Genomic DNA, 10911 nt, shown 5'->3' on the forward strand with positions numbered 1-10911 from the left:
TCGCCGCCGCCGGCGCGCGAGGCCAGCCGCGAGCGGTCCACGGCCATGTACGCGAACTCCTGCGCCACGAAGTAGCCCGTCACCGCGGTGATCGCGAGCACGACGAGCACTCCGAGCAGCAGCGTGACCACCCACATCAGGACCTGCACCCCCTCGCCGGCTGATCGTCTCGCGGCGTGCGGGGGTTCGTACTGTCGGTGTCCATGGCTCTCTCGGGTGGACGGCAGGTCTCCTGGACAACGCGCGCGTGCCGGCGGCGGTTCCCGCCGGTGGCTCGATGCCCCTGCACGGCACAGGCTGAGGTCGTGCCCGACAGACCTCAGACCCCGTGGACCGAGCTGGTCGTCGCGCTGCCGCCACCGCCGGCGGTCGACGTGGAGCCGGTGGTCCCCGCGCGACCCGTCCGGGTCACCACGCGGCTGCACAACGGCTCCACCACGACCCTCGACGTGGAGGTCGTCGCGCGCGCACCCGGCATGGTCCGCATCGCGCAGGACCGAGGCGTCCAGCCGCCGTGGCTCGCGTGGATCCTCGAGGACGACGTCCGGCCGGCGCCGGTCTCGGGGCTGGACCACGGTGCCGGGCCGGACGCGCCCGACCTCCCGCAGCCCCGGCCCTCGCCGGAGTGACGCGTATCCGCCCTGCCGCAGCGGTCGAACGAGGCGCGCCGGCCGCCGCGAGGGCGTCGTCCCGCCCGGGAGATGCGCGTATGCGTACTTGCGCAGGCATGCACATCCGCGCATGCTGGCCCGGTGGTCCGCGCACTCGCTCATCCCGTGTACCGGCGGCTCTTCCTGGCCCAGGTGGTCGCCCTGGCGGGCACCGGGCTCGCGACGGTGGCGCTCGGGCTCCTGGCGTACGACCTCGCCGGCGCCGACGCGGGCGCGGTGCTGGGGACGGCGTTCGCGATCAAGATGGTCGCGTACGTGCTGGTCGCGCCGTTCGCGGCCGCCGTCGTGGCGCGGGCGCCGCGGCGGGCCGTGATGATCGGGGCCGACGTGGTCCGGCTGCTGGTCGCGGTGAGCCTGCCATTCGTCGGCGAGGTGTGGCAGGTCTACCTGCTGGTGTTCGTGCTGCAGGCGGCGTCGGCGACGTTCACCCCCACGTTCCAGTCGGTGATCCCCGACGTGCTGCCCGACGAGGACGACTACACCGCGGCCCTGTCGCTGTCGCGGCTGGCCTACGACCTCGAGGCCGTGCTGTCCCCGGTCCTGGCGGCGGTGCTGCTGCTCGTGGTGTCGCCGTCGACGCTGTTCTTCGGGACAGCGGCCGGGTTCGCCGCGTCGGCGCTGCTGGTCGCATCGGTCACGCTCTCGGCCGCGCGGCACCAGCCCGGGCCGGACGACGCGCCCGGGACGTTCGCGCAGAGGTTGCAGCGCGGCAGCACCGTCCTCGTCCGCACCCCCGCGCTCCGCCCGGTCCTGGCGCTCAACCTGGCCGTCGCGGCACCGGGAGCGTTCGTGCTGGTCCAGACGGTCACGATCGTGCGCTCGACCTTCGGGCAGTCGAACGACGTCGTGGCGCTCGTGCTGGCGGCGAACGGGCTGGGCTCGATGGGGGCGGCGTTCGCGCTCCCGCGGGTGCTGCGCCGGGTTCCCGAGCGACGAGTCATGCTCGCCGGCGCCGTGGCTCTGATCGCCGGCGCCGCCGCGGTGCCGCTCGCCCTGGCCGCGGCCTCGCCGGTCGCCGGGCTGGTGGCGATCGGGGCGCTGTGGGTGCTGATCGGGCTGGGGTGGTCGAGCGTGGAGACGCCCGTCGGACGGATCATCCGACGCTCCGTGCCCGCCCGTGACCTGCCGGCCGCGTTCGCCGCGCAGTTCTCGCTGTCGCACGCGTGCTGGCTGGTCACCTACCCGCTCGCGGGGTGGCTCGGCGCCGCGCTCGGCCTGGCGCCCACCGCGCTGATCCTGACCGCCGTCACCGTGGCGGCCACCGCCACCGGCGCGCTGCTGTGGCCCAGGACCTCGGCTGCGGACGGCGCCGGTCCCGCGGTGGAGGAGGGCGCCGGGAAGCCGGTCGGGCAGGAGGTCTCGGTGTCATGATGACTGCCATGGACACCGCACCGCGGACCACCCCCAGCAGCGTCGACCTCGACCACGCCGTCGACGTCCTGCGTCTGCTCGCCGACCGCACCCGCCTCGCGGTCCTGGCGCTGCTCGAGGGCACCGAGATGTCGGTGACCACGCTCGCCGAGACCCTGGACCGCCCCACCCCGGCCATCTCGCAGCACCTCGCCAAGCTCCGCGCCGGGCACCTCGTGGTCACCCGGCGCGAGGGCACCACGGTGTTCTACTCGCAGGCCAACGAGCACGTCGCCGCGCTCGTCACGAACGTCCTGCAGCACACCGAGCACACGCTCTACCCGGTCCCGCCCCACCATCGGTAGCCGCGAGGTGCGCCGAAGGACGGCGTGCGGAGGGCGGTGCGTTGGGCGCGTCCGGCGGGTTCCCCGCAGCGCTGCGTCTAAGACACGCCCCGGAGCCGCCCGGGTGTCAGGCGGGGTGGACCTCGAGGGTGGCCGCGCGGGGCTCGGCACTGACGAGGTGGTCGACGATCGAGGCGTACTGCCCGTACTTGACGCGGTACGCGGCGTCGACGAGGTCCAGGTCGCCGCCGCTCACCTCGGTGAAGGTGACGTCGTGCGTCACCCGGCGCGCCTCGATCTGCCCGGCTCCGGTGGCGGTGGCGCCGCGGAACCAGGCTGCGGTGCGCCCGTTGGTGGAGCGGACGAAGACCCGGTCGCCGTCGCGCACGATCCAGATGGTCGTGGGTCGGCGCAGCGTGCCGTCGGGTCGCCGGGTGGAGATCTGGATCTCCTGCGGGTCCGCCAGTGCCCGTGCCGTCTGGGCGGTCCACGTGCTCATGGGTGTGTCCTTTCCGTCCTGGCGGCAGTGCGCGTGCGTCGTCCCGCCGAGACTGAGGTGGGTGGGGTGTCGGTCAGCGAATCCGGACGTTGCCGAGCTGGCTGACCATCGCCGGGTCCCTGTGGTCGAAGAAGGCGCTGGTCCCGGTGTCGAGGCCGGCGATGCGGGCGGTCTCGTCGGCGGTGAGCTCGAAGTCGAGGACGTCGAGGTTCTCGGCCATCCGCTCGGGGCGGACCGACTTGGGGATCACGACGACGTCGCGCTGGATCAGCCAGCGCAGCACGACCTGGGCGACGGACTTGCCGTGGGCGGCGCCGATCTCGCTGAGGACCGGGTCGGCGAACAGGTTGTTGCGGCCCTCGGCGAACGGCCCCCAGGACTCGATCTGGACGCCGCGCTCGCGCATGAGGGCCTGGTCGGCGGTGCGCTGGTGGAACGGGTGGGTCTCGATCTGGTTGACCGCGGGGACGACCTCGTTGTGGTCGATCAGGTCGACGAGCCGGTCGGCGTGAAAGTTGGAGACGCCGATCGCGCGCGCGGCGCCGTCGGCGAGGAGCCGCTCCATCGTCCGCCATGCGCCGTAGTAGTCCCCGAAGGGCTGGTGGATCAGGTACAGGTCGACCCGGTCCAGGCCCAGCTTGCCCAGCGAGGTGTCGAACGCCCGTCGGGCTGCCTCCTCGCCCGCGTCCTGGATCCAGAGCTTGGTCGTGACGAACAGCTCGTCGCGCGGGATGCCGCTCGCCGCGAGGGCGCGGCCGACGGCCTCCTCGTTGCCGTAGGCGGCGGCGGTGTCGATGTGCCGGTACCCGGCCGCGAGGGCCGCGGTCACGGCCTGCTCGGTCTGCTCGGGCGGGATCTGGTAGACGCCGAAGCCGAGGACCGGCATCGCGACGCCGGTGTTCAGGGTGACGTCCGGGATCTGGGTGCTCATGCGTGAGACCTCTCGTGCGGCGGTGTGCGGTGCGGGTGGAGGTGCGGCTGGTCAGCGGCGTCGCGCCGCCGGCGCGAGCTCGGTGGTGCCGTAGCTGTTGTCGTCGGGGTTGAGGGTGACGCCGGGCGCGACGATCTCGTCGATGCGGTCCAGCACGTCGGTCGACAGGGTGAGCTCCGCGGCCGGCAGGTAGGACTCGAGCTGCTCCATCGTGCGCGGCCCGACGATCGCCGAGGTGACGCCCGGGTGGTGCAGGACGAAGGCGATCGCCATCTCGATCAGGGACAGGCCGGCCTGCTCCGCGAGCTGGGCCAGCTCCTCCACGGCGTCGAGCTTGCGCTGGTTGGCCGGGCTGCTCATGTCGAACCGTGCGGCGGGCCGCGCCGAGGACGTCGGGCTACCGGCGGAGTCCTTGCGCCAGCGCCCGGACAGCCAGCCCCCGGACAGCGGGCTGTAGGTCAAGGTGCCCATGCCGTGCCGGAGGGTGGTCGGCAGGACGTCCTGCTCGATGCCCCGCACCAGGATGGAGTAGGGCGGCTGCTCGGTGACGAACCGCTCGAGGTGCCGCTCGCGCGAGACCCACTGCGCCTCGACGATCTGCGACCCGGAGTAGGACGAGGAGCCGACGTACCGGACCTTGCCCTGGCGGACGAGGTCGGTCAGGGCGCCGAGGGTCTCCTCGACGTCGGTGTCGGGGCTGGGCCGGTGCACCTGGTAGAGGTCGATGTGGTCGGTCTTGAGCCGGCGCAGCGAGCTCTCGACCTCGCGGATGATCCAGCGACGGGAGCCGCCGCGCTGGTTGGGGTCCTCGCTCATCGGCATGAAGAACTTCGTGGCGAGCACGACGTCGTCGCGGCGTCCGGCCAGGGCGTCCCCGACGATCTCCTCGGAGATGCCTCCGGAGTAGACGTCGGCGGTGTCGATGACGTTGATGCCGGAGTCCAGGGCCCGGTGGATGATCCGGGTGGCGTCGGTCCGGTCGTCGTTGCCCCAGGGGCCGAACATCATGGCTCCGAGGCACAGCGGGCTGACGGAGACCCCGGTGCGTCCGAGGGTGCGGTGCTGCATGGCTGCTCCTTCATGTCGTGGGTCGGGCTCGGTTCGGCGAGCCCGTCCCTTCGGTCAGTACGTGGTCGACTCGGAGGCCGTGTTCACCCAGGCACCGTCACGCTTCTCGTAGGTCGCGGTGGACTCGAGCGGCCATGTGCCTTCCGCGCCGTTGATGGTGGCGGTCACGAGGTTCCTGGTCGTGAGCACCGCGGTGTCGCCGTCGATCTCGACGGTGGCCGACACCTCCTGCACGTCGTGGTAAGCCATCGAGCCGGAGGCGATCTGCTCCAGCCACTCGGCCTTGGGCTGCTCGTAGCCGCTGATGTGGGTGGCCGTGAAGCCGTCCGCGAGAAGCGCGTCCAGGGCTGCGACGTCCCGGTCCACCATGGCCTGCGTGCGGTCGCGGCCGGCCTGGAGGATGGCGGCGGTGTCGTCCTGGGCCGACGGGCCGGAGGGTGCTGCTGATCGCGTGGGTGCAGTCGAGGGGGTCGCCGACGGCGACGGGTCGGCGTTCGGCGCCGCCGTGGTGCAGCCGGCGAGGAGGGCGACGAGCGCCACGGACGACCAGGTCGGTGTCGTGGATCGTGGAGAGGTCATGTCGTCCCTCACAGGGCCAGGTCGTACCGGCCGGTCGCGATCGAGGCGATGACGCCGCCGTCGATGAGCAGGTCGGTGCCGGTGACGAAGGCGCCCTCGGGCCCCATGAGGAAGGCTGCGGCGCCGGCGACCTCATCAGGTGTGCCGACCCGGCCCGCGGCGGAGGCCGCGATCATGCGCTGGTAGGCCTCGCCCGCGGCGGAGCGGAGCTCGTCCAGGGCGAGCGGGGTCATGATGATGCCGGGGCTGATCGAGTTCAGACGGGCGCCGCGGTCGCCCCAGAGCACGCTGGCGGCCTGGACGCGCAGGATGTTCGCGCACTTGGCCAGCGCGTACGCGAAGCCCGAGTTCGGGACGGCGTCCGGCTGCAGCATCGGCAGCCCGGCGAGGTCGGCGGCGCGGGTCGTGGACAGGGCGTGGTTCTGCTCGGCGGGCAGCGGCGGGAGCATGTGCCCGGCCTGGCTGGAGATCACGACCCCCGACCCGCCGTCGGCGATCACGCGGCCGAACTCCTCGAGCACGTGGGCGACGCCGACGAGGTCGACGGCGATGATCGCCTGCGGGGACGCCTGCGCCGGGGACAGACCGGCGGTGTGGATCACGCGGGTCACCGGTCCGAGGCCGGCGGCGTGGTCGGCCAGGGCGGTGACCGAGTCCCGTGAGGAGACGTCGACGGTCGCGGTCTCGACCTCGTAGCCGGCGGACTCCAGCGCGCGGGCTGCGGCCTGGGCGTTGTCGGGGCTGATGTCGGCGACCAGGACGGTCCGCCCGGTCGCGACGCGGCGGGTGATCGCTTGGCCGATGGAACCGGCGCCGATGACGACGACGACCTCGGTCGTCGGGCGGGTGGTCGTGCTCGGGGTAGTCATGGTGATCCTTCGGTGGTCGGTGTCAGGAGGTGGTGGAGGCGCCACGGGTCGGCTTCCATGTGTCGGCGCGGCAGGAGTGGCGCATGGACGTGGCCAGCCAGCAGCCGCTTGCGGTGGTGCACAGCGGCGCCCGAGGCCGGCGCCTGGGAAGACGCTCAGTGCTCAGGGGCGACGGGGGCCACGGACTCCTTCTGGTCGAGCGTGGCGGCCCAGGTGGCGAGCATGCGGAGCCCGTCGTGCGACGGGGAGCCGGCCGGGGCGGTGTAGGCCACGATGCTCAGGTCGGGGTGCTGCGGCAGGGTCAGGACGTCGTAGGTGAGGTCCAGGCGCCCGACCGCGGGGTGGGCGATGCGCTTGAGACCGCCGCGGTGGACGAACACGTCGTGGGAGGCCCACCAGGTGCGGAACTCCGGGCTGCGGGTGACGAGCTCCCCAATCAGGTCGGTCAGGGCCTTGTCGTAGGGGTCGCGGGCCGCTGCGGCACGCAGCGCGCCGACGACCTCGGTCGCGGCGTTCTCCCAGTCGACCCAGAACTGCCGGGCGGCGGGGTTGAGGAACACGAACCGGGCGTGCCCCGGGACGTGGACGGCGTCGTCGAACACCGGGGCGTACAGGGCCCGGCCGAGTCGGTTGGCCGCGACGAGCTCCATCCGCCCGTTCACGACGCACGCCGGCACGTCGACCATCCCGTCCAGGATCGCCCGGATGCTGTCCGGGACGACCTGCACCGGCGGGCGCCGGCGCGCCGGGACCCGCCGGACCTGAGCCCGGGCCAGGGCGTACAGGTGCTCGCGTTCGTCCTGCTCGAGGCGCAACGCCCGCGCAATCGAGCCCAGGACGCTCTCGGAGACCCCGTGGAGGTTTCCCCGCTCGACCCGGGTGTAGTAGTCGATCGACACCCCGGCGAGCTGGGCGACCTCCTCACGCTTGAGGCCCGGCACGCGGCGCTTCGCCCCGTAGGTCGGCAGCCCGACCATCTCGGGGGTGAGCCGCGCCCGCCGCGAGACCAGGAACTCGCGCACCTCGCCCTTGTTGTCCATGCCTCGACCATAAGAACCGCCCAACCGCGCGTAACAGGTTGCGCCAGAACCCCCTTCCCGGGCGCCCGATGGTGCGGGCTTCGACGCAGGCACGTGGCTGAGAGCTCGCTCCCGCCTCCAGGGCGCACGGCGCGCGAGGGGGTTCCGGCGCAACCTGGCAGACGTCCTCGGCCACCTCGCACGGTAGTCGTCGTACGGCGCGCGCCACCCGGCGCCCTGACCGCCGTCCAGCCGCGTGACGCCGGCGTCGCATCGGCGATGCTCAGCACGTCCCAGCAGGTCGGCGGCGCGGTCGGGACCGCGCTGCTGAACACCGTCGCGGCCGGCGCCACCGCCGCCTGGGCCACCAGCCACCTCGACGGGACCCCGGCCCAGGCTGCCGTGCACGGCTATACCACCGCGTTCTGGTGGGCGGCCGCCGCAGCGGTGCTCGCCGCGGTCGCCCTGCAGGTCTGCGTGCGCACCGGAAGGCCTGGCGGTGCGGACGAGGGTGCGGCGGACGTGGCCGCACCAGAGCGGGCCGTCATGCACTGAGGGTTGGAGACAGAGGCGAACATGTGTTCGAATGGCTGAATGCGGTGGGAAGGCCAGCGGCTCGACCAGGACGACGGGGCCGCGCTGCCCGGGCTCTCGCTCGCGGGGCTCGTGCGCAGCGTGCAGACGCCCGACTTCCGCGGCGTGACGTTCCACGAGGTCGCCGCCAAGAGCGCGCTCAACCGCGTCCCCGAGGCGTCCAGGATGCCGTTCCGGTGGACCGTCAACCCCATGCGCGGGTGCCTGCACGCGTGCACCTACTGCTTCGCGCGGCCCACCCACGAGTACCTCGACCTCGACGCCGGCCGGGACTTCGAGACGCAGATCGTCGTCAAGACGAACGTCGTCGAGGTGCTCCGGGCCGAGCTCGCCCGGCGGTCGTGGCAGCGGGAGCACGTCGCGCTCGGCACCAACACCGATCCCTACCAGCGGGCCGAGGGCCGGTACTCGCTCATGCCGGGGATCATCGGCGCGCTCGCCGGCTCCGGCACCCCGCTGTCGATCCTCACGAAGGGTCCGCTGCTCAAGCGCGACCTGCCGCAGCTCACCGCCGCCGCGCGCGACGTGCCCGTGGGCGTCGCCGTCTCCCTCGCGGTCCTCGACCCGGCCCTCCAGCACGCGCTCGAGCCCGGCACCCCCGGGCCGCAGGCGCGCCTCGACCTCGTGCGCGCGGTGCGCGACGCCGGGCTGTCGTGCGGCGTGCTCGTCGCGCCCATCCTGCCGTGGCTCACGGACTCCGAGGAGCACCTCGACGCGCTGCTCGGTGAGCTCGCGAAGGTCGGGGCCAGCGGCGTGACGGTCATCCCGCTGCACCTGCGCGGCTCGGTCAAGCCGTGGTTCCTGCGCTGGCTCGCGCAGGAGCACCCGCAGCTCGTCGCCCGCTACCGCGGGCTCTACGGCCGCGGGGCCTACGTGCCCGACGACTACCGGCGGTGGCTGCGCGAGCGCGTCGCCCCGTTGCGACGGCGGCACGGCTTCGTGGGCCCGGCCGAGCGTCAGCCGGGTCTCGGCCCGGGCGTCGAGGGGTTCCCGCCCGGCTCGCTGCCCACGCCGCGCGGCGAGCCGGTCGAGGTCCCGCAGGACGTGGGCGGGCAGCTCACGCTGTTCTGACCGCACCCTGCGGCGACCGCACCGGTCGCCGCACGGGGCAGGCGACGGCCGGTCAGTCCTGGGCGTCGTCCGGGACGGCCTCCGGGTCCTCCTCGGGCTCGAAGCCGGACGGCTCCCCGGCACCGATCCCGACGCCGGTCTCCCGGTTCGGGACGTCGCCGGTCGTGGCGCTCGTGTCGGTGCTCGGGCTCTCGTTCGTGTTCTCGCTCATGACGCCATCGTGCGCTGCATCGCGCCCGCCCGCCCGAGGAGCGGGGAGCTCGACGCGCACAGCGAGCACCGACCGCCGGTCGCCGCTAGTGGTGAGCCGCGCGGCGCCCCCGTCCTGGCGGGCCGGCCGCACCCTCCGGCCGCGCCCGCCAGGACCGGGCGTCACGACCCGTCCGACGCACCCCGCTGGTGCGGCACGAACGTGATCCGCCCCGGGTGGTGGGCAGCAGCCCGGTGCGCACGGCCGCGCAGCCACACGCCGCCGACGAGCAGGACCAGCGCGACCGGGACGAGCCAGAGCTCGGTCCCCGTCGCCGCGAGGGCGACGGGCGGCACCTCGGTCGCGCGGGTCGCGAGCGTGACGGACGGGCGCGCCCCTGCGGTCGCGCGGGCCAGGGCGACGGGCTCGGCGCTGGCCGCGTCCGCCGGGTCGGTCCCGACTGCACCGCTGCCGACCACGCCCACGTAGACCCCGGCACCCGGCGCCTGCGACGACCCGCCCGATGCCTGCCCGCCCGCTCCGACGACCCCGTCGGACGGGGTCACGACCCCCGGGGCAGGCGACTCGACCCCCGAGCCGCCGCCCGGCGCGCCCGGCGTGCCCGGCGTGCCCGGCGTGCCCGGCGTGACGGGCGTGCTCGGCGTGCCGGGGGCGCCCGGCGTGCTTCCGCCGTCGGCGTCGTCCTCACCCGTGGTGCCCTCGGCCCCGCGCGCGACCGTCGCATCCCCGAGGACGCCGAGCGCCACGCCGGAGACCGTCACGGGCACGCTCACCGGGACGACGGCGAGCGACGGCTCGCCGGCACCCTCGCCGCCCGGACCGGCCGGAGCAGCCGGGTCGGCGTCCGCGTCCGTCCCGTCGTCGGCAGAACCGCGCGCGACCACGGCGTCGCCGAGCACGCCGGCAGCCACGCCGGAGATCTCGACCGGCACCGTCACGGGAGCCGCCACGACCGCCGGGACCGGCGCCGCGTCCGGTCCGGCAGAGCCGGAGGCACCTCCCTCCGCCGGACCGGCAGGCGAGCCCGTCCCGACCACGGTCGCGTCCCCCAGCACCGCGAGCGCGACGTCCGCGACGTCGACCGGCACCGAGACCGGAGCCGACACCAGCGTTCCCGGCGCCGGCGCCGGCGTCTCGGGCACCTCCGCCGGATCACTACCGGCGTCCGCACCGCCGGCCGGGTCGGAGGACGCGACGCTCGCGTCCCCCAGCACCGCGAGCGCGACGTCCGAGACGTCGACCGGGACGGTGACGGGCGCCGAGACGAGCGGTGCGCCGCCGAGGGCCGTGGTCGTCGGCTCGCCCCCGACGCCGAGGCTCAGCGCGACGAGGGGTTCCGTGGTGGAGCCGACGACGACGTCGACCCCGAGTGCCCCGTCCTGGGGCGTGGCCTGGGCCGCGACGGCCCCGGCGGCCAGCAGGCCACCGCTCACGAGCGCTGTCTGCAGCGCTCGACGGACGTACGTGTGCATGGGTTGCTCCTCTGCTGATGACCGGAGCGCCCGCTCGGGGCGCGAGGACGCGTGTCGTCACGGGGACGACGCGGCCCGGTCAGGCAGGGGTGTGCGGGATGTCCGTCGCCGGGCCGCCGGGGCAGCCGAGGTCCGCGCCCGCGAGGGTCACGACGAGCCGGAGCCCGGCGGGCACGGCGAAGGTCGGCAGCGCGGCGTCGGCGCCGGTGCGCGGGCCGCCGCCCGCGGACGAG

Annotated in this window: 13 protein-coding genes; 5 read left to right on the forward strand and 8 right to left on the reverse strand. The window is 74.3% G+C overall.

What is annotated here, in order from left to right:
- Positions 1 to 305 precede the first annotated feature (305 nt).
- The 3 genes from AB6N24_RS21525 (at position 306) to AB6N24_RS21535 (ending at position 2386) form a co-directional block, all read left to right on the forward strand.
- Entirely contained in the window at positions 306 to 629 is a 324-nt protein-coding gene (locus tag AB6N24_RS21525; RefSeq protein WP_412871406.1) for a hypothetical protein, read from the forward strand.
- 123 nt (positions 630 to 752) lie between these two features.
- Complete coding sequence (locus tag AB6N24_RS21530; RefSeq protein ID WP_412871407.1) at positions 753 to 2042, forward strand: MFS transporter; 1290 nt, start codon at positions 753 to 755, stop codon at positions 2040 to 2042.
- Between the two features lie 8 nt (positions 2043 to 2050).
- A complete protein-coding gene (locus AB6N24_RS21535) occupies positions 2051 to 2386 on the forward strand; it encodes an ArsR/SmtB family transcription factor (RefSeq protein ID WP_412871408.1) in 336 nt (111 codons plus the stop codon).
- A 106-nt stretch (positions 2387 to 2492) separates the two neighbouring features.
- Here the strand turns inward: AB6N24_RS21535 and AB6N24_RS21540 are convergent, their stop codons facing one another.
- The 6 genes from AB6N24_RS21540 to AB6N24_RS21565 form a co-directional block, all read right to left on the reverse strand.
- Entirely contained in the window at positions 2493 to 2864 is a 372-nt protein-coding gene (locus tag AB6N24_RS21540; RefSeq protein ID WP_412871409.1) for a DUF2255 family protein, read from the reverse strand.
- Between the two features lie 73 nt (positions 2865 to 2937).
- On the reverse strand, positions 2938 to 3795 hold the full coding sequence (locus AB6N24_RS21545; RefSeq protein WP_412871410.1) for an aldo/keto reductase: 858 nt from the start codon (positions 3793 to 3795) through the stop codon (positions 2938 to 2940).
- 51 nt (positions 3796 to 3846) lie between these two features.
- Complete coding sequence (locus AB6N24_RS21550; protein ID WP_412871411.1) at positions 3847 to 4863, reverse strand: aldo/keto reductase; 1017 nt, start codon at positions 4861 to 4863, stop codon at positions 3847 to 3849.
- 54 nt (positions 4864 to 4917) lie between these two features.
- Positions 4918 to 5442, reverse strand: a complete 525-nt coding sequence (locus AB6N24_RS21555) for a nuclear transport factor 2 family protein (RefSeq protein ID WP_412871412.1) — start codon at positions 5440 to 5442, stop codon at positions 4918 to 4920.
- 8 nt (positions 5443 to 5450) lie between these two features.
- Positions 5451 to 6311, reverse strand: coding sequence for an SDR family oxidoreductase (locus tag AB6N24_RS21560; RefSeq protein ID WP_412871413.1), 861 nt, complete (start codon positions 6309 to 6311; stop codon positions 5451 to 5453).
- Positions 6312 to 6466: 155 nt separating this feature from the next.
- Entirely contained in the window at positions 6467 to 7351 is an 885-nt protein-coding gene (locus AB6N24_RS21565; protein WP_412871414.1) for a helix-turn-helix transcriptional regulator, read from the reverse strand.
- 258 nt (positions 7352 to 7609) lie between these two features.
- On the opposite strand from AB6N24_RS21565, the gene AB6N24_RS21570 reads away from it, so the two are divergent.
- Together AB6N24_RS21570 and AB6N24_RS21575 are read left to right on the forward strand one after the other, a co-directional pair.
- Positions 7610 to 7885, forward strand: a complete 276-nt coding sequence (locus AB6N24_RS21570; protein ID WP_412871415.1) for a hypothetical protein — start codon at positions 7610 to 7612, stop codon at positions 7883 to 7885.
- A gap of 39 nt (positions 7886 to 7924) precedes the next feature.
- Entirely contained in the window at positions 7925 to 8995 is a 1071-nt protein-coding gene (locus AB6N24_RS21575; RefSeq protein ID WP_412871416.1) for an Rv2578c family radical SAM protein, read from the forward strand.
- A 52-nt stretch (positions 8996 to 9047) separates the two neighbouring features.
- On the opposite strand, the gene AB6N24_RS21580 is transcribed toward AB6N24_RS21575, so the two are convergent.
- Together AB6N24_RS21580 and AB6N24_RS21585 are read right to left on the reverse strand one after the other, a co-directional pair.
- Positions 9048 to 9206, reverse strand: coding sequence for a hypothetical protein (locus AB6N24_RS21580; RefSeq protein WP_412871417.1), 159 nt, complete (start codon positions 9204 to 9206; stop codon positions 9048 to 9050).
- Positions 9207 to 9367: 161 nt separating this feature from the next.
- Entirely contained in the window at positions 9368 to 10678 is a 1311-nt protein-coding gene (locus AB6N24_RS21585; RefSeq protein WP_412871418.1) for a hypothetical protein, read from the reverse strand.
- Between the last annotated feature and the right edge of the window lie 233 nt (positions 10679 to 10911).

It is taken from the genome of Cellulomonas jepli (assembly GCF_047229345.1).
GTDB lineage: Bacteria > Actinomycetota > Actinomycetes > Actinomycetales > Cellulomonadaceae > Cellulomonas_A.